Here is a 22,858-nt window from a genome sequence, read left to right as displayed (position 1 = left end):
ACAACGAATCTCCTAAGACAGCAGGGCGTCTACGTCGGCGGCGGCGGTCTTGAGCGCCTCCTCCACCGGCTTGCGCCCGGCGGCGGCCTCGGTGAGCTGCTTGGTCACGGCGTCCTGCATCTCCTGCTGGCGCTTGATGACCGGCGGCAGCGCGATCGACTTCAGCGAGTCGAACACCGCCTGGCGATTGGCGGGCTTGGGGTCCTTGAGGTAGCCGGACAGCACCGCCTGGTCGGCGACCGGCGGCAGCTCCCAGGACGACTCGACGCGGGTGGTCGCCGCGGTGTTCGACGACGACAGGAACCGGGCCCAGGCCCACGCCTCCTTGCCGTGCTTGGTGCCCGAGGAGGCGGCGACGGCGTTGTGGAAGACGGCGCTGGCCTTGGCGGCGTCACCGGGCTCGACGACCACGTCCCAGGTGAACGGCGCGTCCTTCAGCCCGGCGAACTGCCAGATGCCGTTGTGCCACATGGCGAGCTTGCCGGACTTGAAGAGGTTCGTGTCGTAGTCGGCGGTGCCGCCGATCTCCGCCTCGGTCGGCATCGTCTTACCCACCTTGGAAACCAGCCACTGCGCCGCCTTGACCCCGGCCGGACTGTTGAAGGCCGACTTCTTGCCGTCGGCCGACAGGAACTCGCCGCCCGCCTGCTTGAGCGTCTTGTAGAACTCGAAGAACTGCACCGGCTGGAAGTCGCCGAAGACGCCCTTCTTCTTGTCGGTCAGCTTCGCGGCGGCGGCCTGCTCGTCGGCCCAGGTCCACTCGGCCGTCGGCGGGGCCACTCCGGCCTTGTCGAACAGGTCCTTGTTGTAGAAGAGCACGACCGTGGAGAACGACGCGGGCAGCGCGTACTGCTTGCCGTCGCGCTGGAAGGCGTCGAGCGACTCCTTGGCGTACACCGACGGGTCGCCGTCGCCCTTCACCGTGTCGAGGTCGAGCAGCGAGCCCGCGCTGGCGTAGGTGACGAAGTTCTCGTAGTTGAGCTCGAAGGTGTCAGGTGCGGTGCCGCCCGCGATGCTGGTCTGGAGCTTGGTGAAGTACTCGTCGAAGGGCGCGGTCTCCACGACCACGTCGATCTTCGGGTTCTCCTTCTCGAAGGCTTTCTCGATCTTGTCCAGGTCCTTCACGTGGTCGGGCGCGGCCGAGAACGTGAAGTACCGCAGCGTCACCTTGCCGCCCTCACCGGACGGGGCCTTCGTCGCCGAGCCCTGGGAGCAGGCGGTGGCGAGCAGCGCGGCGGCCGCCAGGGAAGCGGCGACCCTGATTCTCTGTGACATGGTGGTTCCTTTACTTGAGCCCGCTCTGCGCGACGCTGGCGATGACGTGCTTCTGCGCGAAGACGTACAGGATGAGGATCGGCACCACGCTGATCACCGAGCCCGCCATGACCACGTCCCACTCGGTGGTGAACTGGCCGTGCAGCGTGGCCAGGCCCAGCGGCAGTGTCATGAACTCGGGCGACTTGATGATGATCAGCGGCCAGAGGTAGCTGTTCCAGCTGGCCATGAAGCCGAAGATGGCGAACGTCGCCAGCGCCGGCCTGATCAGCGGCAGCACCACATACAGAAAAATGCGGAAATGTCCGGCGCCGTCCAGCACGGCCGCCTCGTCGAACTCCTTCGGCACCTGGTTGATGGCCTGCCGCAGCAGGAACACCCCGAACGCCGACGCGATGGTCGGCGCCAGCAGCGCGAAGTAGGTGTCGACCAGGTTGAACGTCCGCATCTCGATGAACAGCGGCACGACCAGCACGGGCAGCGGCATCATCAGCGTCGCCAGGTAGACGGAGAACAGCGCCCCCCGGCCCGGGAACGGCAGCCTGGCGAACGCGTAGGCGGCCATCGCGCTGGTGACGAGCTGCAGCATGGTGGAGGCCGCCCCGATCCAGGCGCTGTTCGCCACGATCCGCCAGAAGGGCAGCGTGTCGAGCAGCTTGCCGTACGCGTCGAGGCTCGCGTCGTCCGGCGTGAAGTCCGGTGGCACGGCCAGCACCGCGTCGCCCGGTGTGATCGACGTGATCACCGCCCAGGCGAACGGGAACAGCATGACCACCGCGCCGAGGCCCACCAGCAGGTAGCGGAGTGCCTTACCCATAGGTCACCCACCGCCTCTGCCCCCGGATCTGCACGATCGTCACGAGCAGCACCAGGGCGAACAGCAGCCACGACAGCGCCGAGGCCGCGCCCGCCCGGCCGTACCTGAAGGTGAGGTCGTAGATCTGCGACACGACGACCTGCGTCGCGCCGCCGGGCCCGCCACCCGTCATGATCTTCACCTGGTCGAAGACCTGGAAGCCGTTGATCAGCGAGATCACCACCACGAAGAACGACGACGGCGACAGCAGCGGCAGCGTGATGTGCCGGAACCGGCGGAAGGGCGTCGCCCCGTCGACCATGGCGGCCTCCTGGAACTCCTTCGGGATCGCCTGCAGCCCCGCCAGCAGGATGATCATCACGAAGCCCAGGTCCTTCCAGGCCGAGGCGAAGATGATCGACGGCATCGCCCAGTCGGGATCGGTCCACCAGCCGGGCCCGCTGACGCCCAACAGCCCCAGCGCCCAGTTGACCACCCCGCTGGCCGGGTTGAGCAGCCACTTCCACATCAGCGCCACGACGACCCAGCTGGTGATGACGGGCAGGAAGTAGACGCCGCGCAGCAGCCCGCGCCCCGGCATCGCCCGGTTCAGCAGCAGCGCCAGCCCCAGCCCGCCCAGGTAGACGAGCGGCAGGTAACCGGCGATGAAGTACAGCGTGTGCAGGAACGCGGCCCGGGTCCCGGCGTCGCCGAGCAGTTCGAGGTAGTTGCCGAGGCCGACCCAGCGCATCTCGGTGATGAGGTCCCATTCGTGGAGGCTCGTCCAGAACGAGGCGACCATCGGGATCAGCGTGTACAGGGTCAGCGGGATCAGGCTGGGCAGCAGGAACACGGCCACGGTCCCGGCGTACCGCCACCGTCGCCGCGGCGCGGCCATTGCGTGTGTACGGAGGGCGTGCCGGGAGTCCGTGCGGGCGTCCGTGCGGCTGGCGGTCATGGCGTCGTCCCGATCAGACGGGCCCGCACCAGGCGGCCCTGCTCCCCGGCGGCCCCGGCGGCGTCGAAGGGCGTGGCCAGCACGAGGGCCGCCGCGCCCTGGGCCCAGCTGGTGTCGTCCCAGCTCTCCACCTCGATCGAGATGTCCCGCCGCCCCGGGTACAACTGCGCCCTGAGGGCCGGATCGAACCCGGCCCGCCACAGCGGCCAGTCGGCCGTACCCTCGCCGAGCACCACCACGACCTCCGGATCCACCACGTTGATCAGCCCCGCCGCGGCCCGCCCGAGCACGGCCCCCGCCTCGGCGAACACCTCCTGGGCCACCGGATCGCCCGCCACCAGCCTCGCCGTGCCGCCGCTCTTGGCGCGGGCTGCGGCCAGCAGGCCCGCCGAGCCGACGTACGCCTCCAGGCATCCGCGCGCCCCGCACCCGCACACCGGCCCCGCCGGATCGACGGGCACGTGCCCGAACTCCCCGGCCCCGCCCCTGGCACCCCGGTACACCCGCCCGTCGGCCACGATCGCCGCGCCGACGCCGCGCCCGATGGTCAGCACCAGGAAGTCCCGATGGGTCCGCCCTCTGCCGTACAGCCGCTCGGCCGCCGCCAGGGCGTTGACGTCGTTCTCCACCAGCACGGGCAGCTTGAGCCGCCGCCGCAGCCGCTCGCCCACCGGCATGGCCTGCCACCCCAGGGTCGGCGCGTTGACCGTGCCGACCGCCTGGTCCTCCACGCTGCCGGGCACCCCGACCCCGATCCCGAGCAGCGGCGGCACCTGCCCGTCGCCGGTCGAGGCGGGCGTACGCGCCGTCAGCCCGTGCCCGGTGCCCGAGACCACCGACTCGACGGCGTCGGCCAGCCGGTCCAGCGCCTCGGGGGACGACGGGTCGAACGGGCACTCCCAGGCCCCGAGCACCTCGCCGTCGAGCCGCACGTCGACCAGCACCAGATGGTCGGCCGTCACCTTCACGCCGAGCGCCCGGCCCGCGCTGCCCACCAGCCCGAGCCGCTGGGCGGGCCGCCCGCCGCGCGACGGCTTGAGGTCGAGCTCCTCGAGCATGCCGTAGCCCATGAGCTCGCGGGTGAGCTGCGTGACGCTCGCCGGGCTCAGATCCAGCTCGCGCGCTATCTCGGTACGGCTCAGCGGCCCGACGGTGCCGAGCAGCGCGAGGATCGCCGTCCTCGTGAGATCACCGCGATCAGTACCTGCCATGTGATGAGAACGACTTTCTTTAGAAATAAAGTTAGTGGTGAAAATATGAAGCCATGGCAGGCCCGTGTCAAGAGTCCGGGAACACGAAAAGGGGGCCTCCGTCACCGGAGACCCCCTTCTCAAGAGCTACGCGCTAGGACGCGTCCTTCGCGCGGTTGCGCAGCGCCCGGCTGACGCCGTCGGCGCCCTCCAGGATCATCCGGCGCAGCGCCTGCGGCGGCTGCTCCTTGGCCAGGTAGTCCTCCGCCGCCCGCACGGTCTCGGGCTCGATGAGCAGCGCGGGGAAGCAGCCGACCGTGAACGTCTGCGCCTGGTCGAACGTCCACTCCCGGTAGATCCGGCCGATCTCCGCGAAGTACTTCTCCCGGTAGGGGGCCAGCAGCTCCGGGTGGTGCGGATCCTGGAAGCCGTTGACCGTCGTACGGGCGATGTGGTTGGCCAGCTTGCCCCCCACGATCGCGGCCCACGCGGCGGCCTTGCCCTCGGCCGTCGGGATGGCCGCCCGGCACAGCGCGGCGGACCGCTCGCCGGTGGCGGTGGCGTCGCGCGCCAGCTCGGCGTCGATGTCGGCACCGCTCAGCTTGCCGCCGACGACCAGCGCCTGGATGAGCGTCCAGCGCAGGTCGGCGTCGACGGTCAGCCCCTCGGGCACGGCCGAGCCGTCGAGGATGCCCGACAGGATCGCCAGATCGGCGTCGGACGTGGCCGTGGGCGCGAACGCCTGCAGGAAGGCGAGCTGCGGGTCGGAGCCCGGCGCCGCCGTGGCGAGCAGCGAGCGCAGCTCGGCGGCCAGCAGCGACAGGCCCTCGGCCCGCCACGCCGGGTCGGCGTACTGCTGCACGGCCATCCGCGCCTGCCGGAGCACGGTCTGGAGGACCGTGATGTCCTTGACCGTGCCGATGCCGGAGATGACCAGCTTGACGTAGTCGCGGGTGGACATCTCGCCGTCGCGGGTCATGTCCCACGCGGCCGACCAGCACAGAGCCCGGGGCAGCGACTCGGTGAAGGCGGCGATGCCGCCGTCGACCAGCGTCCGCAGCGACCGCTCGTCCAGGCGGATCTTGGCGTAGGTCAGGTCGTCGTCGTTGACCAGGACCAGGTCGGGCTGCTCCTCCCCGACCAGCTCCGCGACGCTCGTCTTGGCGCCCACCACGTCCAGCTCGACCCGCTTGGTCCGCGTCAGCACGCCGTCGGCCAGCGAGTACAGGCCGATCGCGACGCGGTGCGAGCGCAGCGTCGGGTAGTCGGCGGGCGCCTCCTGCAGCACCTCGAAGGTCTCGAAGCGGCCGTCGGCGACCGTGAACGACGGACGCAGCGTGTTGACCCAGGAGGTCTCCAGCCACTCCTTCGACCACGACGACAGGTCGCGCCCCGAGGTCCGCTCCAGTGCGCCGAGCAGGTCCTTCAGCTCGGTGTTGCCCCAGGCGTGCTCGCCGAAGTAGTCGCGCACCCCGGCCAGGAAGTTGTCCAGCCCGACGTAGGCGACCAGCTGCTTGAGCACCGAGGCGCCCTTGGCGTACGTGATGCCGTCGAAGTTGACCTCGACCGCCTGCATGTCGGGGATGTCCGCGGCGATCGGGTGCGTGGACGGCAGCTGGTCCTGGCGGTAGGCCCAGGACTTCTCCACGTTCGCGAACGTCGTCCAGGCGCCCTTGCCCCACCGGGTCGCCTCGGCCTGGGCGAGCACCGACATGTAGGTGGCGAACGACTCGTTCAGCCACAGGTCGTCCCACCAGCGCATGGTCACGAGGTCGCCGAACCACATGTGCGCCATCTCGTGCAGGATCGTCTCCGCGCGCCGCTCGACGACGGCGTCGGTGACCCTGGACCGGAAGACGTAGTCCTCCAGGAAGGTCACGCAGCCCGCGTTCTCCATCGCGCCGGCGTTGAACTCGGGCACGAACAGCTGGTCGTACTTGCCGAACGGGTAGCGGACGCCGAACACCTCGTGGAAGAAGTCGAAGCCCTGCCGGGTGACCTCCAGGATGTTGTCGGCGTCCAGGTGCTCGGCGAGCGAGGCGCGGCAGTAGATGCCCAGCGGGATGCCGTCGTGCTCGGAGGTCACCTTGTGGTACGGGCCGGCCACCAGCGCCGTGATGTAGGTCGACATGACCGCGGTGGCCGGGAACAGCCAGCGCTTGGCCGCCGGCACCGCGCCGTGCTTGCCGACCTGCTCGGGCAGCCGCTCGACCGAGGTGGCCGCCGCGTTGGAGACGACCTCCCAGTCGGCCGGGGCCAGCACGGTGAGCTGGAAGGTGGCCTTGAGGTCGGGCTGGTCGAAACAGGCGTACATGCGGTGCGCGTCGGCCGTCTCGAACTGGCTGTGCAGATAGATCTTCTGGTCCACCGGGTCGACGAAGCGGTGCAGCCCCTCGCCGCTGCGCATGTAGACGCAGTCGGCGTCGACGCGCAGCTCGTTCGACTCGGCCAGGGAGGGGAGCGGGAAGCGCCCCTTCTCGGCGTCGTAGGTGGAGACGTCGAGATCGTCACCGTTGAACGTGACCTTGCGGACGTGCGCGCCGTGGAGATCGATGAACGTGGCCGACCCCGGCTGGGTGCTGCTGAACCGGACGGTCGTGACACTCTCGAAGCGCTCGTCTCCCTCGGTCAGGTCGAGTGCGACCTCATACGACTCGACCTTCAACAGCCGGGCGCGCTCGCGAGCCTCGTCCCGGGTCAGGTTGCCTGCCAAGTTCCACTCCTTTTCGCAACTTCGTCATATTTTGTCGGTATCCTGCCACGCAAGGAATAGGACATCGATACCCCAGGTTATGGCCCCCGTGACAGACACGACCCCCGTAGAGCTTTGGTTCGATCCTTTCTGCCCATTTGCCTGGGTAACGTCACGATGGCTACTCGAAGTCGAGAAGGTCCGTCCGATTGATCCACGTTGGCGCATTATGAGTCTGTTCGTTCTCAACGAGGATAAGGACGTCTCCGACGAGTACCGGGCGTCGAGCGCCAGGGGCCTCAAGCTCGTCCGCGTCATCGCGGCCGCCGCCGACCGGCACGGCGAGGAGTACATCGGCCGCCTGTACACCGAGTTCGGCACCCGCCTGCACAACGAGGGCCGCGACCGCGAGCTCGACACCCTGCGCGCCATCGCCGAGGAGTCCCTCGAGGCCGTGGGCCTCGACAAGGGCCTCGCGGCCGAGGCCATGGACTCGACGGAGTACGACGAGGCCATCCGCAAGTCGCACAACGAGGGCATCACCCTGGTCGGCCAGGAGGTCGGCACCCCTGTCATCCGCGTCGGCGCCAACGCCTTCTTCGGGCCGGTGGTCACCACCATCCCGCGGGGCGAGGACGCGGGCCGGCTCTGGGACGGCGTGCTGCTGGTCACCGAGTTCGACGACTTCTTCGAGCTCAAGCGTTCGCGCACCCGGCGGCCGAGCTTCGACTGACTTTTCAGCTCGTGGTGGCTGAACTGTAGCGGCGCAATCCGCATCCATCCTTGGCGCCCGGCCGTACTCTCCTTTGGAGGAGCCGCACGAGGCGCCACGCCCTCGCTTTGCGACGGCGGGCGCGCAAGGATGGGGGCTATGCGTCAGCTGTACATCGGCGGTGCCTGGACCGCTTCGGTCTCCGGCGAGCCCATCGAGGTCGTCAACCCGGCCACGGAGCAGATCATCGACCGGGTGCCGGCCGGCGCCCCCGAGGACGTGGAGGCGGCCGTACGCGCCGCGCGTGGCGCTTTCCCCTCGTGGTCGGCCACGCCCGCCGCCGAGCGCGGCAAGCTGCTGGCCGCCGTCGCCGAGCTGCTGACCGAGCGGGCCGGTGACATCGCCAAGACCATCGCGACCGACATGGGCTCACCCCTGGGCTTCGCGCTCAAGGTGCAGACGCTGATGCCCGCGGGCGTGCTGTCCGCCTACGCCCGGCTGGCCGAGAGCCATCCGCGCGAGTCGCGCGTCGGCAACTCGCTGGTGGTCAAGGAGCCGGTCGGCGTGGTCGCCGCGATCACCCCGTGGAACTACCCGCTGCACCAGATCATCTGCAAGGTCGCCCCGGCTCTGGCCGCCGGCTGTACGGTCGTGCTCAAGCCGTCGGAGGTGGCGCCGCTGGCGGCGTACGCGCTGACCGAGATCTTCCACGAGGTGGGCCTGCCTGCCGGCGTGTTCAACCTGGTCAGCGGGCGCGGCCCGGTGGTGGGCGAGGCCATGGCCGCGCACCCGGAGGTCGACATGATCTCCTTCACCGGCTCGACGGCCGCCGGGCGCCGGGTGGCTTCACTGGCGGCCGAGTCGGTCAAGCGGGTGGCGCTGGAGCTCGGCGGCAAGTCCGCCAACCTGATCCTGCCCGACGCCGACCTGGGCGCCGCGGTCAAGGTCGGCGTGGCCAACTGCTTCGTCAACGCCGGCCAGACCTGCTCGGCCTGGACCCGCATGATCGTCCACCGCGACCAGTACGACGACGCGGTCCACCTGGCCGTCGACACGGCGCGCCGCTACACCGTGGGCGACCCGTTCGACGAGACCAGCCGGATCGGCCCGCTCGTCTCCGCGGCCCAGCGCGACCGCGTGGTTCGCTACATCAACCGCGGCGAGGAAGAGGGCGCCAGGCTGGTGACCGGTGGCACCGAGGCCCCGCACCCGCACGGCTTCTACGTCGAGCCGACCGTCTTCGCCGCGGTCGAGCCGGGCATGACGATCGAGCAGGAGGAGATCTTCGGCCCGGTCTTGACGATCATCCCGTACACCAGCGAGGAGCAGGCCGTACGCATCGCCAACGACACTCCCTACGGCCTGGCCGGCGCGGTGTGGGCGGGCACCCAGGAACGCGCGGTCGCGGTGGCCCGCAGGCTGCGCACCGGGCAGGTGGCGATCAACGGGGGCGCCTTCAACCCGCTCGCCCCGTTCGGCGGCTACAAGCAGTCGGGCATCGGCCGCGAACTGGGCGAACACGGGCTGGAGGAGTTCCTCGAGGTCAAATCCTTGCAGCTCTAGATGAGCATCCCGCCGGTCGCCAGCAGGTTCTGGCCGGTGATCCACCGTCCGTCGGGTCCGGCCAGGAACGCGACCACGGCCGCGATGTCGTCGGGCTGCCCCAGCCGCTGCAACGCGGTGAACCCGGGCATCTGCTGCAGCGCCTCGGGCGGGTTGCTGCCGCGCAGCATGTCGGTGTCGGTCGCGCCGGGCGAGACGATGTTGGCCGTGATGCCGCGCCCGCCCAGCTCGCGCGCCGCGACCTTGGTGAACTGCTCGATCGCCGCCTTGCTCGCCGCGTAGAGGGAGATCCCCGGGCCGGGCACCTGGGTGTTGAGCGTCGAGAGGTTGATGATCCGCCCCCCGTCGCGCATCACCCGCCCCGCCCACTGGATGGCCAGGAACGTCGAGCGCGTGTTGACCGCGAACAGCCGCTCGTAGGTCTCGTCCGTGATATCGGCGATGAGCCCCTGGCCGGTCTGCGCCGCGTTGCAGACCAGGATGTCGAGCCCGGGCAACCGCTCCTCCGCCTCGGCGAACAGCCGGTCCAGATCGGCCCTGTTCCCCTGGTCGGCCTGTACGGCATGCGCCCCGGTCGCCGCGGCCACCTGCTTGGCCGCCTCGGAGTCGCTGCGATAGGTGAAGATCACCTCGGCCCCGTCACCGGCCAGCCGTTCGACGATGGCCCGGCCGATGCCCCGGGAGCCCCCTGTTACCAGTGCGCCCTTGCCCGAAAAATCGCTCATGCCGTCAACCTACGTCCTGATCATGATCTTGCGGGACTCCGTTTTCGGCAGCCGGTCGACGTACAGCTTCCCGTCGAGGTGATCGCTCTCGTGCTGGAAGCAGCGGGCCAGTGAGCCACGCGCCTTGACCCGCTGCGGGCGGCCGAGCCGGTCGAACCCCTCGACGGTCACGCCCGAGGCCCGCGCCACCGGGGCGTAGATCGGCGTGCCCGTCTGCCGGTCGGGCACCGACAGGCAGCCCTCCTCGTCCAGCGCCTCCTCCGGATCGTCCACGGTCAGGATGGGATTGACCATGTGCCCCTTGCGTCCGCTGATGTCATAGACGAACAGCCGCCGCGACACCCCGATCTGCGGTCCGGCCAGGCCGACGCCGTCCACCGCGTACATCGCCTGGAACATCTCGTCGATGAGGCGGCGCAGCTCGCGGTCGAAGCCCTCGACGGGCTCGGCGGGCGTGCGCAGCACAGGATCGCCGACGACGCGGATCTCGCGCATGATGGTCTGCTTCCGTAAGGACTGGATTACCGATGGGTCCTTACTCTAGCCAGCGGACGCGCTGGTGCGAGGGACGCGGTCGGCGCTGTGGAAGACTGTTCGCGTGCGTGTCTACATCGGTGCCGACCATGCCGGCTATGAGCTCAAGAACCATCTCGTGTCCTGGCTCAAGGACCACGGCCACGAGGTGACCGACTGCGGTCCGTTCGTCTATGACGCCGAGGACGACTATCCGGCGTTCTGCCTGCGGGCCGCCGAGGGCGTCGCCGGCGATCCCGGCAGCCTGGGCATCGTCATCGGGGGGTCGGGCAACGGCGAGCAGATGGCCGCCAACAAGGTGCGGGGCATCCGGGCCGCCCTGGCCTGGAGCGAGGAGACGGCCAGCCTCGCCCGCGAGCACAACAACGCCAACGTGATCTCCCTCGGCGCGCGCATGCACTCCGCCGACGAGGCGACGGGCTTCGTGGAGACCTTCCTCGCCACGCAGTTCTCCGGCTCGGAGCGGCACGCCCGCCGCATCGCGCAGGTGGCCACCTACGAGACGATCGGCCAGCTGCCCTCTCTGCCCTAAGCCCGCCGCTTGGGTTCGCGCTTGGGCATCTCGTCACGCAGGGGCCGCCGGTCGGCGGCCTCCTGCTGCTCCTTGGAGGGCCGCGACACGTCGCGGGCCCGCATCGCGGTGATCGCGGTGATCTGCAAGCTCTGCAGCGCCATGCCCGCGAGCCTACGTCAGAAGCGCTGACGTCAGAAGCGCTGACGTCAGAAGCGCTGACGTCAGAAGCGCTGACGTCAGAAGCGCTGACGTCAGAAGGTCAGTCCCGCCCACGGCTTCGGGCTCCACGCCATAGCCGCGTCGAGCCTGCGCACCGAGCCCGCCGAGTGCTCGCGCAGCAGCCCCGCGTCGAGCTGGGCCGCGAGCAGGCCGTCGCCCATGTACGCCGAGCCGAGCGAGGAGACCGGCAGCGACATGTCGGGCTCGTCCTCCACCGGCTTGCACTCGGCGCCGGAGGCGTCGGCGCTGAGCCGCCAGCGGCGGGCGTTCCACGGGCACACGTCGTCCTCGACCTCGATCACCACGTCGACGGCCGACGCGTACGCCCGCGAGGTCAGCGCCTTGTCCACCTCCACGAGGCGTACCCACAGCTCGTCCGCGCAGCTCGCCCGGAGCTGCCGCGGGTCGGCGAGCAGCGCGATGAGCGCGTCGTCCACCGGCCTGGCGCCCTCCACCCGGGAGATCAGGTCGCGGTCTAGCACGCTGCGCCACAGCAGCGCGCGGGCGGCGGGGTCGGCCGCCTCCAGCTCCTGCAGCTTCAGCAGTCCGTTGGGCACGCCGTCGTCGTCCCAGTTCGCCTTGATCCTGAACAGCGCGTAACCGCGTACGCCCCGGTCATCCTCGGCGATCACCGAGCGGAGCGTCCCGTTGCCGTGGCGGTCGAACTCCTCGTCGGCCAGTACGGCGCCCCAGAACTGCTCGTTACGGAGATAACGCCCGGGGCGCGCGGACACGACGGAGGCGAACAGCCGCTCGAACTCGACTCGGGCCTCGGCCGGCTTGGCCACCCTGATGCGGAGTGAAGGGTCCGTGGGGGCGTTCGCGACGAAGGCCGAGCCGTGCTTGGCGAGGCTGAACCCCATCTCGCTCGACGCTCTGCCGTAGCCGAACCTGCCGTAGATGGCGGACTCGGAGGCGTACAGGGCGGCGACGGACTCGCCGCGCTCGCGCACGTCCGACAGCTGCCTGCGCATCAGGCTCGACAGCACGCCGCGACGGCGATGGGAGGGGAGCACGCTGACGGCCGTCACGCCCGCGACCGGGATCTGCGCGCCAGGGACTGTCATGGTGAAGGAGAAGACGGCGGTGACCCCCGCCATGACGTCGCCGTCGAACGCGGCGAGCGTCCGATCGAACTCGGTCTGCGCCTTGAATCGTTCTGATTCCTGAGGATGCGGCGTCCAGCCGAACCCCTCGGAGAGCACATCGGCGAACGCCGGCCACTCGGCCTCATTCACCGGACGGATCGGATACGTCATCCGTCCAAGGTAGGAGCGGGCAAAGGGGGAGGGCCACCCAATATACGTCCTTAATGATCAAGGCCTTGGTCAAGTGGGCTGCCCAAAGGGAGGCCAGACCGATACAGTCAGGCGCATCATGAGTTCCCGTCCGGCGCCGCTGATTCCGCCACGGCTCCGCGCAATCCTTGTGCGGGTGCCGTTTCTGGTGTCCGCGGTCCGGTTCATCAGAAGAGGCTCCTTGGCCCGAGACCGCAACCTGATGGTCACGTTGACGATGCTGACGCTCGTCATCGGACTGCTGGCTGCGCAGATCTCGACCGAGTGGTTCTCGCCCTCGCTGCTCATCCTCATCCTCCTCGTGGGCGGGTTGCAGCTCCGGCTGGCCAGTCTGGTCAAGCTGCTCGTCGCGGTGGTCATCTCGCTCGGCTACATCGCCGGGACGCTCGGGATCGGCCGGATCGGCATGGGGCTCATGGTGACGATCGGCTTCACCACGGTGCTGGCGGTGCTGATGGCCCGCACCCGCGGCAAGCTCGGCGTGCAGGGGCTGCGCGGCGACGCCATGCTGCTGGAGCTGCGCGACCGGCTCAAGAGCCAGGGCGAGCTGCCCCCGCTGCCCAAGGACTGGGGCGGCAAGGTCGTGCTCAAACAGGCGGGCGGCTCCTCCTTCGGCGGCGACTTCCTGGTCTCCATGCGCGACGGGGACAAGGTGGAGATCGCGCTCGTCGACGTGTCGGGCAAGGGCGTCGACGCGGGCACCAGGGCGCTGCTGCTGTCCGGCACGTTCGGCGGGCTGCTCGGCTCAGGCGTCGACTTCCTGCCGGCCTGCAACACCTACCTGCACCGCCAGCGCGGTGACGAGGGCTTCGTGACGGCCGTGCACGTACGCCTCGACCTGGCGACGGGCGACTACACGATCACCTCGGCCGGCCACCCGCCGGTGGTCAAGTTCGACGCGGGCGCCGGCACCTGGCAGGTCGCCACGGCCAAGGGCGTCGTCCTCGGTGTGGTCCCCGACCTGCACTGCGAGCCCGACAGCGGCACCCTGCGCAAGGGTGAGGCGCTGCTGCTCTACACCGACGGGCTGATCGAGCAGCCGGGACGCGACATCGACGCCGGGCTCGACAAGCTGCTCGGGGAAGCCGAGCGGCTGCTCACCTCGGGATTCCGCGACGGCGCTCGCGCCCTGGTCAACGCCATGGCCTCGGGCCACAACGACGACTGCGCGCTGGTCCTCATCTGGCGCCCGTGACGAATCACACGGGTCAAGCGATGAACGCGGTCACTGGCAGCGCCTGATCGATCTTGAGATCCTCGAAGGGTTCACCGCTCCGGGTCCCGGTGGAGCGGCGCGGCTTCACCGGGACCCGGTCTCCACAGCCGGTGGGTCCTCACAGCCAGCCAGAGTCGCTCGCGATGCGTACGGCGTCGATGCGATTGCGGGCCCCGGTCTTGCACATGATCCGCGACAGGTGGTTGCGTACGGTGCCGACCGACAGGAAGAGCTGATCGGCGATCTCCGTCGAACGGGCCCCGCCCGCCGCGATCCGCAGCACGTCGAGCTCGCGCCTGGTCAGCGGGTTGGTGGCCGACTGGAGCGCGGCGATCGCCAGGTCGGAGTCGACGGCGCGGCGCCCGGCGGCGACCAGCCGCAGGCTCGCGGCGAGCTGCTCGGGCGCGACGTCGAGGCTCATGAAGCCGAGCGCGTGCGTGGCGAGCGCCCTGCGCACCTGACCGGGCTTGGCCTGCGCCGACAGGATGAGCACGTGGCATCCCTGCTCGCGCAGCCGGGCCGCGGGAAACAGGCCGCCCCCGCCGGGCAGGTCCAGATCGATGACCGCGGTGTGGGGCGCGCACGCCGCCGCCGCGGGCAGGACGCCTTCCGCGTCCGCCACCTCGGCGACCACCTTCAGGTCGGGCTCCGCGTCGAGCGAAGCGACCAGTCCGCGCCGGACCAGCGGCAGATGCTCGGCGACCAGAATCCGGATCAAGGCTCCACCTCCGTCATCTCCCAGAGTGATCGCTTGATCGCGTACTGTCAACGTAATCTGCCGGGTCCGCAAAGGGTGCGCAAGCCATCGAGGTGTGAGGACTTCGACTACTCTGGGGCTGTCGAGACCTTCCGTCTGCCCTGGAGCGGGACTAGATGAACTGGCTTTACCTCGCGGGGATCATCGTCTTCCTGATCGGGCTGATGGCGTCCGTCGGGTTGCACGAGCTCGGCCACCTGGTGCCTGCCAAGATCTTCGGCGTCAGGGTGCCCCAGTACATGGTCGGCTTCGGCACGACCGCCTGGTCCATCCGGCGGGGCGAGACCGAGTACGGCATCAAGTGGATCCCGCTGGGCGGCTACATCCGCATGATCGGCATGCTCCCGCCACGGCCCGGCGACGATCCGACCAGACTGAGGAGCAGCTCCACGGGCCCGTTCCAGGGTCTGATCGAGAGCGCCCGCGACGTGGCGCAGGAAGAGGTGCGACCGGGCGACGAGGACCGGGTGTTCTACCGGAAGAAGTGGTGGCAGAAGGTCATCATCATGTCCGGCGGCCCGTTCATGAACTTCGTGCTGTCGTTCATCCTCTTCTCCATCCTGCTCGTCGGCATCGGCATCCCCGCGCTGACCCCCGTGGTGTCGCCGAAGACCAACACCTGCGTGATCCCGATCAGCGAGCAGCGGACCGACTGCCGTGCCACCGACCAGCCGACTCCCGCCGTCAAGGCGGGCATGAAGCCCGGGGACCGGATCGTCTCCTTCGGCGGCCAGAAGATCAACTCCTGGGACGACGCCACCCGCCTGATCCGCTCGCACGGCGCCGGCCCCGTCGCCGTCGGCATCGTCCGCGACGGCAAGCCGATGACGCTCAACGTCACGCTCATCGCCCAGGACCGGCCGTCGACCACCGACCCGAAGAAGATCGACAAGGGCGTCGGCTTCCTCGGCGTCATGCCCACCGAGGTCATGCAGCAGCAGAGCCTCGGCGTCGTCGTCGGTTACATGGGCCAGCTCACCGGCCGGGTCGCCGAATCACTGCTGAACCTGCCGCAGAAGATGGTCGGCGTGTGGCACGCCGCGTTCTCCGGCGACAAGCGCGACCCCGAGGGCCCGGTCGGCGTCGTGGGCGCCGGGCGCATGGGCGGTGAGATCCTCTCCTCCGACCTGTCGGGCAAGCAGAAGGTCGCCTTCCTGGTGAACCTGCTGGCCGGGTTCAACCTGGCGATCGGCATGTTCAACCTCATCCCGCTGCTGCCGCTCGACGGCGGCCACATCGCGGGCGGCCTCTGGGAGGGCCTCAAGCGCGCTTACGCCCGCGTCAGGCGCCGCCCCGAGCCCGGCTACGTGGACATCGCCAAGGTGCTCCCGCTCACCTACGCCCTGGCCTTCGTCATGATCATCATGGCCGGCCTGCTCGTCTACGCCGACCTGATCAACCCGCTCACCCTCACCGGCTGACCCGCCTTCCGGCAGGTACGGCGTACCCGCGAAGGCGAGGTTCCTGGTGGACGTGCTGATATCGGTGGACTTGGAAGGCGTGGCGGGCATCGCCACGAAGCAGCAGATCCACCCAGGCGGACACGATTACCCGATCGCGCGGGCACTGATGACCGCGGAGGCGAACGCCGCGGTGGCCGGCGCCTTCGACGGCGGCGCCACGTCGGTGGTGGTCAACGACAGCCACGGTCCCGCCGACAACCTGCTCGGCGAGCAGCTCGACTCAACGGCCGCTCCATCGGCGAAGCCGAACTCAATGCCCTGGTGACCGCGGCCGTGGGCGTCCCGGGGCCGTCTCGGGCGCCATTCGGCCGGTGGCCATCCCCGGCGAGTTGGCCATCGAGGCCGAACTACGGCCCAATGGCGCCGCGGAGCTGGCCGCCCTGGTCCCGGGGACCGAGCGGACCGGCGCGCGTACGGTCCGCTGTCAGGCGGCCAGTCCCAGGGCGGCGTTGGACGTGCTCATCGTCTGGTCCGCGCTGACCAGCCACTATCTCAGCCGCTGAATCACCGCCTCAGGCGCCGGCCGGCGCCAGGGGCTGTATGGGGATCGGCAGCGCTGAATGAGGCTTGTGCATCAGGTCCTCGTCAAGGCGAACACCGCTCTCCAGCTCCACCACGGCCAGGCAGGCCGCCGTGATGTCCACTGATGCCTCCGCGCCCTCGCTGTCATAACCGCCGGCGAGGACCTTGGTGAAGGGCATCAGCGGGCCGAGGAGGTCGGTCCATGGCGTGGAGGGCAAGGAGGCCGGCTCGGGATGGTCGAGGTATCCCTCGGCGATCCCGTACCGGACGTACATGCTGGTGCTGCCGTGGATGTCGAAGGACACGTACCAGTGCCGGAAGCCGTCGCCGGCGAGCCGCTGGATCATCTGCTCACGGTCACCGAGGTTGACCCAGTCCAGGGTGACGACCCCGGGACCGACCTGATAGAGGTGCAGGGCGCCCCTGCGGTGTGGCTCATTGGGGGGCTGGTCGAGGTGGAGCCGCCGCACGGCATCCTCGACGGACAGAACTCCCGAGTCGGGGACCGTCACCGTGTACGCGAAGGTGTCGAGTCCGAGGTAATCCAGCATGTTGTGGTAACGAGCGACGATGTCATCGAACATGAGGTGATCAACCTTTCTCGGCCGCGGATCCCCTTGTCAGAACATCGAGATGTGTACATGGTCGAAGTGGTTCTCGGTGATGCTGCCGCGGTCGGACATCGGGCTCCAGCCCGATCCCTGATTGATCCGCTGCTTCCAGATGACGTACTTGACCCCGAGCTTGTCCTTGTTCTCGATCGCCCAGGCCGCGATGCGGTTGCCGAGTGCCTGGTTGGCCTCGCTGGGCATGGTGCCGCCGGTGCTCATCATGAAGTCGCACGCGCGCCCCAGCGGGTGCTCGCCGCCGCCGCCCGAGCGGAAGCAGCCGACCTCGAACGGCAGTGAGAAGTCCTTCTGGATCAGCCCGCGGATCACCCGCATGCGGGCGGTGATGTTGTCGGTGCCGGACGGGAGTTCGGGCGCCCAGCTGCCGTCCGAGCGGCGGCCGGGGCCGAACGGGATGAGGCCCTTCAGCTTCTTCTGGATGTCCTTGATGAGGTCCTGCGCGTCGTCGCGCTGCTTGGCCACGTTGGCCGCGTCATCGCGGATCTTCGACTCCAGGGCGGTCGCCTGGTCCGAGGCCGCCTTCTTCAGGTTCCTCAGGGTGGCCACGCTCTGCACGATCGCCTGCTGCGAGGCCGTGAGCTGCTCCAGCACCGCCGCGCTGGAGCTGTCGCTCGGGAACGTGAGGTTCGGCAGCGAGCCGGTGCCGTTCTGGTACTGCAGCTGCGCGAGCTCGGCGACGCGCTTCTGGGCGGTGACGAGGCTGGCATTCGCCGCTGCGAGCCGCTTCTTGGTGGTTTTCGAGTCCTCTTTCGCCTTGGCGAGTTCGACGCGCTTGAGGTTGTAGGTCTCGATGAGCTTGTCGACCTTCTGGTCGAGCTCCTTCAGCTCCGCGCGGAGCTTGGCTTCGCTGGGCTTGGGCGCGGCCGGCGCGGCCGAAGCCGGTACGGCCGTGAAGGCTCCGAAGGTCACACAGGTGGCGGTGATGAGACCGATGGCAAGACCCGTGGGGGACGCAGTCGCCACGTGAGGGGGTTCCTCTCCCTGACTGCCGACCGGGTTAGCTGACGGGTTCGGGCAGGGAGATGCCGCCTTACCACCGAAGTGGATTCACCCCAAGTGCGATGGGTCCCCGGTTCCCAGGTCACGCACCCGGGATTAGGCCAACACCGACCATTTCGGTCGGCGCTTCAGGGGATATTAGTGGTAAACCCAAGGTCATGGCGACTTCAAGCAGAAATCAATTAGAGATCTACCTGTGATCGGAGCATGCGCGCGGCCTCCTCCGGCAGGACATCGTTGACGAACGCGCCCATGGCCGACTCCGAGCCCGCCAGATACTTGAGTTTCCCGGGCGCCCGCCTGATGCTGAACAGCTCCAGGTGCAGATAGGCCAGGTCACGGTCCTGCCGCACCGGCGCCTGGTGCCAGGCCGAGATGTACGGCATGGCGACCCCGAACAGCCCGTCGAGCGCCCGCAGCACGGAGGTGTAGAGCGGCGCGAAGGCGGCGCGTTCCTCCTCCGTCAGCGCGGCCAGGTCCGGCGTCTGCCTGTGCGGATACACGTGCACCTCGAACGGCCAGCGGGCGGCGGCCGGTACGAACGCCGTCCACAGCTCGTTGGCCGCCACCACGCGCACCCCGGCGGCCCGCTCGGCCGCCAGCACGTCGGCGAACAGGTTGCCGCCCCGGTGCCGTGACGCCGCACCGAGCTGGAGCTTGGTCCGCGGGGTCACGTACGGGTAGGCGTAGATCTGCCCGTGCGGGTGCGGCAGCGTGATGCCGATCTCCTCGCCCCGGTTCTCGAAGCAGAACACCTGCTCCACGCCCTCGATCGCCGACAGTTCGGCCGTACGGTCGGCCCACGCCTCCATGACCAGGCCCACCTGCTCGTCGGAGAGCCGCGAGAACGACGACGAGTGCTCGGAGGTGAAGCACACCACCTCGCACCTCCCCACGCCCGGCCGGACCTCACTGAGCCCCCCAGCTTCCCCGTAAGTCCCGAAATTTCCGGAAAAAGAGGGGAAGCGGTTCTCGAAGACCACCACGTCATAGTCGGGTGCCGGGATCTCCGAAGACCGGGTCTCAGTCGACGGGCACAGCGGGCACTCGTCGGCCGGAGGCAGGAACGTACGCGTCTGGCGGTGTCCCGCCATCGCGATCCACTCCTCGGTGAGCGGGTCGTAGCGCAGCTCCGACGCCACCGGCCTGGGGTCGAGCGCCCGCCGGTCGATCGCGCTCCGGTCGGCGTCGTCGCGCCGGTCGAAGTAGATCAGCTCTCGGCCGTCGGCCAGGTGGGTGATGGTGCGTTTCACTGCGAGTCCTCCGCGATGATCAGTTCGCCGGCGCGTTCGCCCAGCTCCATGCGTGCTTCCTCGGGCAGCCCCGAGTCGCTGATGACCACGTCGGCCTCCGTCAGCTCGGCGATCGTGCTGATGCCGACGGTGTTCCACTTGGTGTGGTCGGCGGGGATGACCAGCCGGTGCGCCGCGGTCACCAGCTCCCGGTCGGTCTCCGACTCCAGCAGGTTGGGCGTGGTGAACCCGGCCCGTACGCTCATCCCGTGCACCCCGAGGAACAACGTGTCCACGTGCAGCCGGCGGATCGCGGCCACCGCGACCGGGCCGACGAGGGCGTCGGACGGGGTGCGTACGCCGCCGGTCAGCACGACCGTGCGGTCGGCGCGCGGGCTGCGGTGGAAGACGTCGGCCACGGGGATCGAATTGGTGATGACGGTGAGCTCGGGCACCGAGACGAGGTGGTGGGCCAGGGCCCAGGTCGTGGTCCCGGCAGAGAGCGCCACCGCGGTGCCGGGCCGTACGAGCTGGGCGGCGCGGCGCGCGATGGCCTCCTTCTCCTGCTGCTGGCGGGCGGACTTGGCGGTGAAGCCCGGCTCCTCGGTCGAGCCGGGACCCAGCGCGGTCGCGCCGCCGTGCACCTTCTCCAGCAGCCCGCGCTCGGCGAGCACTTCGAGGTCGCGACGGACCGTCATGTCAGAGACGCCGAGCTCGCGAACGAGGTCGGCCACCCGAACGCCGCCGCTGCTGCGCACGCGTTCGAGGATCGCCTGCTGGCGCTGCTGTGCGAGCACGCCCCCGCTCCTTCCAACAGATTCCACCAAATTATGACACGGATATGTTGGGGAATGTTAGGTCGCACGGGTTGTGCGGTAGACCGTGGCACGAGAGGTTGAGAACGCGGACCCGATCATTGGAGGCATCCATGGCCAAGCGATCTCGCAAGACCAAGGCACGCAAGAAGAAGAAGGCCAACCACGGCAAGCGCCCCAACGCGAACTGACGGCGGACCGGCCGCGGTGAGCTCCCTTCACCCCGGCCGGTGCAGCGGTCTAGCCGGGCAGGTCGTGCAGGGCCTCATCGATGCGCTCCTGTGGGAGGGCGTAGTCCCGCATGCGCCCGGACAGGTAACGATCATAGGCGGCCAGGTCGAAGTGGCCGTGCCCGCACAGCGCGGTCAGGATCACCTTCTCCTCGCCGCTCTCCCTGCACCGCAGCGCCTCGGCGATGGTCTCGGCCAGCGCGTGCGTCGGCTCGGGCGCCGGGACGATGCCCTCGGTACGCGCGAAGCGCACACCTGCCTCGAAGCACTCGGTCTGTGACTTGGTCACCGCCTCGAACAGCCCCAGTTCGTACATGTGCGACAGCAACGGCGACATGCCGTGATAGCGCAGCCCGCCCGCGTGGATCGGATCGGGCACGAACCCGTGGCCCAGCGTGTGCATCTTGAGCAGCGGCGTGAAGCCCGCCGTGTCGCCGAAGTCGTAGGCGTAGACGCCCCGCGTGAACGACGGGCAGGCCTCGGGCTCGACGGCGCGCAGCGTCACGTCGAGGTTCCCGGCCAGCTTCTCGCGCAGGAACGGGAAGGTGAGCCCGGCGAAGTTCGAGCCGCCACCGGTGCAGCCGATGATCAGATCGGGCATCTCCTCCAGTTGGGCCAGCGCCTCCTCACCGATCACGGTCTGGTGCATGAGCACGTGATTCAGCACCGAACCGAGTGCGTAGCGGGCGTCGGGGTTCGCGCCCGCCACCTCGACCGCCTCACTGATCGCGATGCCGAGGCTGCCCGGTGAGTCGGGGTCGTCCGCCAGTATCTTGCTGCCCGCCCCGGTCACGGTCGACGGGCTGGCGTGCACCGTCGCGCCGTACACCTGCATGAGCGAGCGCCGGTAGGGCTTCTGATCATAGGAAGCGCGGACCATCCAGATCCGACACTCCAGATCGAACTGCGCGCAGGCGAAGGCCAGCGCCGAGCCCCACTGTCCCGCGCCGGTCTCCGTGGTGAGCAGCCGTACGCCTTCGCGGGCGTTGTAGTAGGCCTGCGGGACGGCGGTGTTCGGCTTGTGCGACCCGGCGGGGGAGACGCCCTCGTACTTGTAGTAGATCCGGGCGGGCGTGCCGAGCGCCTTCTCCAGCCGGCGCGCCCGGAGCAGCGGGGTCGGCCGCCAGAGCCGGTAGACGTCGAGCACCTCCCGCGGGATGGCGACATACCGCTCGGTGCTCACCTCCTGGCCGATCAGCTCCATCGGGAACAGCGGCGCCAGATCGTCGGGTCCCACCGGCTGCCGCGTGCCCGGATGCAGCGGCGGAGGCGGCGGCACGGGCAGATCGGGAACGATGTTGTACCAGTTGCTGGGAGTCACCGACTCAGTGTGCGCCGGTTACCGCGCTCCCTCAATCAGCACCGCCATACGCGCGGGATGATCAGCGCGCACCGCCACGTCGGCGCTCCGCAGCGGATCGCCCTCCCGTTCGTAGCGCGCGTAGGCAGGCAGCCGCCACCGCTCGTCCTCCCCGGTCATCCGCCCCAGCGCCCCCTCGGACAGCCACAGATGCACGCTCACCTCGAACGGCAGCCCCCGGCCCAGCAGCAGCGTCCCGTCGAGCAGCAGCACAGCCCCTTCAGGCAGCGTCTGGTACGGCAGGCGGTACGCGCGGTCGGCCCGGCTGTCCCAGAGCGCCGGCAGCACCTTGCCGGACCCCCGGGGGCCTAGCGGCCCGAGCACCTCCCGGGTCAGCGCTCCCGTGTCGAGCCAGTCGTCGTAGAAGGCGTCGGGGTTCGTCCGGCCGTACTCGAGCCTGAGGGACGCGGGCCGCAGGAAATCGGCGGCCGACACCCGCAACACGGCCCTGCCACGCATCCTGAGCGGCGCGACCAGCTCGTCCGCCAGCCGTTCGGGGTGAGCGGGCGGCGCCCCGTCGACGGCGACCCGCGCGTAGGACCCGCGCGGCAGACCCGCGATCCGCTCGGCCAGCTCCTCGACCAGGGCTTCTCGGGAGATCGCTCGCGCACGCATCGATCCGAGCCTACGCGGTCATACCGCGGCTCAGCGCGGCTCAGCGCGGTCGATCAGGCGGTGCCGCGCGGCCACGTGGACCCGTCGTCCTGCCTGGCCCGCTCGGCCCTGCGCACACAGTCGGGGCAGACGGGTACGTGCCTCGACCGGGCCAGCGCCTCCGGCGTGGGTTCGCGCGTTGTGCCCTGCGGGGTCATGTTCGGCGGAAGCGCGGTATCGGGGTCGACCAGGAACATGGTCACGCGTTCCGGGTCGTAGCCGAAGGTACGTTTGCAGCCGTAGCACCGGCCGATCGTCGTGATCCCTTTGTCCGCCATACGGCCTCCCTATCGGGCACGCCCCGTTTTCCGAGATCATGAGCGTAACCGAGCTGGGCTCACGAGGCGCGAAAACAGGCGAAAACGACAGCGATGACGCCTAAGAGGTCCTAACAGAAAGATCAGCGGACGAGGCGGCGCCAGCAGATGATCGCGGCGGCGAGGGTCATGAACGCTTCGTGGATGTCGTCGCGGATCTCCCAGCGGATGCGCAGGCGGCGGAACCA

At 69.4% G+C, this 22,858-nt stretch carries 25 protein-coding genes and 1 riboswitch; of the genes, 8 read left to right on the top strand and 17 right to left on the bottom strand.

Annotated elements, in window-relative coordinates; genetic code table 11:
• Positions 1–12 precede the first annotated feature (12 nt).
• The 5 genes from KME78_RS52115 to pepN all read right to left on the bottom strand — a co-directional run bounded on the left by KME78_RS52115 (position 13) and on the right by pepN (position 6,932).
• The gene (locus KME78_RS52115) at positions 13–1,275 is read right to left on the bottom strand and encodes an ABC transporter substrate-binding protein (protein ID WP_219537477.1); all 1,263 of its coding nucleotides are present in this window, start codon (positions 1,273–1,275) and stop codon (positions 13–15) included.
• Positions 1,276–1,285: 10 nt separating this feature from the next.
• On the bottom strand, positions 1,286–2,092 hold the full coding sequence (locus KME78_RS52110) for a carbohydrate ABC transporter permease (RefSeq protein WP_219537476.1): 807 nt from the start codon (positions 2,090–2,092) through the stop codon (positions 1,286–1,288).
• Positions 2,085–3,029 (bottom strand): carbohydrate ABC transporter permease, encoded by a 945-nt coding sequence (locus KME78_RS52105; protein WP_219537475.1) that lies wholly within the window; start codon positions 3,027–3,029, stop codon positions 2,085–2,087. Before KME78_RS52105 ends, KME78_RS52110 begins: the two co-directional genes overlap by 8 nt.
• Complete coding sequence (locus KME78_RS52100; protein WP_219537474.1) at positions 3,026–4,240, bottom strand: ROK family transcriptional regulator; 1,215 nt, start codon at positions 4,238–4,240, stop codon at positions 3,026–3,028. Before KME78_RS52100 ends, KME78_RS52105 begins: the two co-directional genes overlap by 4 nt.
• Before the next feature lie 133 nt (positions 4,241–4,373).
• On the bottom strand, positions 4,374–6,932 hold the full coding sequence (gene pepN, locus KME78_RS52095; protein ID WP_219537473.1) for an aminopeptidase N: 2,559 nt from the start codon (positions 6,930–6,932) through the stop codon (positions 4,374–4,376).
• A 79-nt stretch (positions 6,933–7,011) separates the two neighbouring features.
• On the opposite strand from pepN, the gene KME78_RS52090 reads away from it, so the two are divergent.
• Positions 7,012–7,644, top strand: a complete 633-nt coding sequence (locus KME78_RS52090) for a mycothiol-dependent nitroreductase Rv2466c family protein (protein WP_219537472.1) — start codon at positions 7,012–7,014, stop codon at positions 7,642–7,644.
• A gap of 138 nt (positions 7,645–7,782) precedes the next feature.
• A complete protein-coding gene (locus KME78_RS52085; protein ID WP_219537471.1) occupies positions 7,783–9,186 on the top strand; it encodes an aldehyde dehydrogenase family protein in 1,404 nt (467 codons plus the stop codon).
• Here the strand turns inward: KME78_RS52085 and KME78_RS52080 are convergent.
• Both KME78_RS52080 and def read right to left on the bottom strand, forming a co-directional pair.
• Complete coding sequence (locus KME78_RS52080; RefSeq protein ID WP_219537470.1) at positions 9,183–9,911, bottom strand: SDR family NAD(P)-dependent oxidoreductase; 729 nt, start codon at positions 9,909–9,911, stop codon at positions 9,183–9,185. The genes KME78_RS52085 and KME78_RS52080 overlap by 4 nt on opposite strands.
• 9 nt (positions 9,912–9,920) lie before the next feature.
• A complete protein-coding gene (def, locus tag KME78_RS52075; protein ID WP_219537469.1) occupies positions 9,921–10,406 on the bottom strand; it encodes a peptide deformylase in 486 nt (161 codons plus the stop codon).
• Between the two features lie 103 nt (positions 10,407–10,509).
• Between def and KME78_RS52070 the strand changes: the two genes are divergently transcribed.
• Positions 10,510–10,977: a ribose-5-phosphate isomerase gene (locus KME78_RS52070; protein ID WP_219537468.1), complete on the top strand. Its 468-nt coding sequence runs from the start codon at positions 10,510–10,512 to the stop codon at positions 10,975–10,977.
• On the opposite strand, the gene KME78_RS52065 is transcribed toward KME78_RS52070, so the two are convergent.
• Together KME78_RS52065 and KME78_RS52060 are read right to left on the bottom strand one after the other, a co-directional pair.
• Positions 10,974–11,120, bottom strand: coding sequence for a hypothetical protein (locus KME78_RS52065; RefSeq protein ID WP_219537467.1), 147 nt, complete (start codon positions 11,118–11,120; stop codon positions 10,974–10,976). The genes KME78_RS52070 and KME78_RS52065 overlap by 4 nt on opposite strands.
• Positions 11,121–11,210: 90 nt before the next feature.
• On the bottom strand, positions 11,211–12,437 hold the full coding sequence (locus tag KME78_RS52060) for a GNAT family N-acetyltransferase (RefSeq protein ID WP_219537466.1): 1,227 nt from the start codon (positions 12,435–12,437) through the stop codon (positions 11,211–11,213).
• Positions 12,438–12,555: 118 nt separating this feature from the next.
• Between KME78_RS52060 and KME78_RS52055 the strand changes: the two genes are divergently transcribed.
• Positions 12,556–13,671 (top strand): PP2C family protein-serine/threonine phosphatase, encoded by a 1,116-nt coding sequence (locus KME78_RS52055; RefSeq protein WP_219537465.1) that lies wholly within the window; start codon positions 12,556–12,558, stop codon positions 13,669–13,671.
• Positions 13,672–13,810: 139 nt separating this feature from the next.
• On the opposite strand, the gene KME78_RS52050 is transcribed toward KME78_RS52055, so the two are convergent.
• Complete coding sequence (locus tag KME78_RS52050) at positions 13,811–14,410, bottom strand: response regulator transcription factor (RefSeq protein ID WP_219537464.1); 600 nt, start codon at positions 14,408–14,410, stop codon at positions 13,811–13,813.
• Between the two features lie 155 nt (positions 14,411–14,565).
• Between KME78_RS52050 and KME78_RS52045 the strand changes: the two genes are divergently transcribed.
• From KME78_RS52045 to KME78_RS52035, 3 genes are read left to right on the top strand one after another with little or no spacing between them, the layout of a single operon-like run.
• Positions 14,566–15,870, top strand: a complete 1,305-nt coding sequence (locus tag KME78_RS52045; RefSeq protein WP_219537463.1) for a M50 family metallopeptidase — start codon at positions 14,566–14,568, stop codon at positions 15,868–15,870.
• 46 nt (positions 15,871–15,916) lie between these two features.
• Positions 15,917–16,177: a M55 family metallopeptidase gene (locus KME78_RS52040; RefSeq protein WP_219537462.1), complete on the top strand. Its 261-nt coding sequence runs from the start codon at positions 15,917–15,919 to the stop codon at positions 16,175–16,177.
• A 46-nt stretch (positions 16,178–16,223) separates the two neighbouring features.
• Positions 16,224–16,415 carry a M55 family metallopeptidase gene (locus tag KME78_RS52035; RefSeq protein ID WP_219537461.1) on the top strand — a complete coding sequence of 64 codons (192 nt, stop codon included), beginning with the start codon at positions 16,224–16,226 and terminating at the stop codon, positions 16,413–16,415.
• A gap of 9 nt (positions 16,416–16,424) precedes the next feature.
• Here the strand turns inward: KME78_RS52035 and KME78_RS52030 are convergent, their stop codons facing one another.
• The 4 genes from KME78_RS52030 to KME78_RS52015 form a co-directional block, all read right to left on the bottom strand.
• On the bottom strand, positions 16,425–17,018 hold the full coding sequence (locus tag KME78_RS52030) for a hypothetical protein (protein WP_219537460.1): 594 nt from the start codon (positions 17,016–17,018) through the stop codon (positions 16,425–16,427).
• 36 nt (positions 17,019–17,054) lie between these two features.
• Positions 17,055–17,972 carry a coiled-coil domain-containing protein gene (locus tag KME78_RS52025; RefSeq protein ID WP_246654364.1) on the bottom strand — a complete coding sequence of 306 codons (918 nt, stop codon included), beginning with the start codon at positions 17,970–17,972 and terminating at the stop codon, positions 17,055–17,057.
• Positions 17,973–18,033: 61 nt separating this feature from the next.
• Positions 18,034–18,175, bottom strand: a riboswitch (cyclic di-AMP (ydaO/yuaA leader).
• 69 nt (positions 18,176–18,244) lie between these two features.
• Complete coding sequence (galT, locus tag KME78_RS52020) at positions 18,245–19,315, bottom strand: galactose-1-phosphate uridylyltransferase (protein ID WP_219537458.1); 1,071 nt, start codon at positions 19,313–19,315, stop codon at positions 18,245–18,247.
• The gene (locus tag KME78_RS52015) at positions 19,312–20,091 is read right to left on the bottom strand and encodes a DeoR/GlpR family DNA-binding transcription regulator (RefSeq protein ID WP_219537457.1); all 780 of its coding nucleotides are present in this window, start codon (positions 20,089–20,091) and stop codon (positions 19,312–19,314) included. Before KME78_RS52015 ends, galT begins: the two co-directional genes overlap by 4 nt.
• Positions 20,092–20,222: 131 nt before the next feature.
• Between KME78_RS52015 and KME78_RS68280 the strand changes: the two genes are divergently transcribed.
• Positions 20,223–20,300 (top strand): 50S ribosomal protein bL37, encoded by a 78-nt coding sequence (locus KME78_RS68280; protein ID WP_372455117.1) that lies wholly within the window; start codon positions 20,223–20,225, stop codon positions 20,298–20,300.
• Positions 20,301–20,349: 49 nt separating this feature from the next.
• On the opposite strand, the gene KME78_RS52010 is transcribed toward KME78_RS68280, so the two are convergent.
• The 3 genes from KME78_RS52010 to KME78_RS52000 are packed head-to-tail and all read right to left on the bottom strand — an operon-like array spanning position 20,350 to position 22,631.
• Positions 20,350–21,660 (bottom strand): TrpB-like pyridoxal phosphate-dependent enzyme, encoded by a 1,311-nt coding sequence (locus KME78_RS52010; protein WP_219537456.1) that lies wholly within the window; start codon positions 21,658–21,660, stop codon positions 20,350–20,352.
• Positions 21,661–21,678: 18 nt separating this feature from the next.
• Complete coding sequence (locus tag KME78_RS52005) at positions 21,679–22,314, bottom strand: nucleoside/nucleotide kinase family protein (protein ID WP_219537455.1); 636 nt, start codon at positions 22,312–22,314, stop codon at positions 21,679–21,681.
• Positions 22,315–22,367: 53 nt separating this feature from the next.
• Positions 22,368–22,631: a hypothetical protein gene (locus KME78_RS52000; RefSeq protein WP_219537454.1), complete on the bottom strand. Its 264-nt coding sequence runs from the start codon at positions 22,629–22,631 to the stop codon at positions 22,368–22,370.
• Positions 22,632–22,858 lie beyond the last annotated feature (227 nt).

This window comes from Nonomuraea guangzhouensis (genome assembly GCF_019396345.1).
GTDB lineage: Bacteria > Actinomycetota > Actinomycetes > Streptosporangiales > Streptosporangiaceae > Nonomuraea > Nonomuraea guangzhouensis.
Note: the sequence above shows the minus strand (reverse complement) of the source record. Positions and strands in the feature narration are given on the sequence as shown.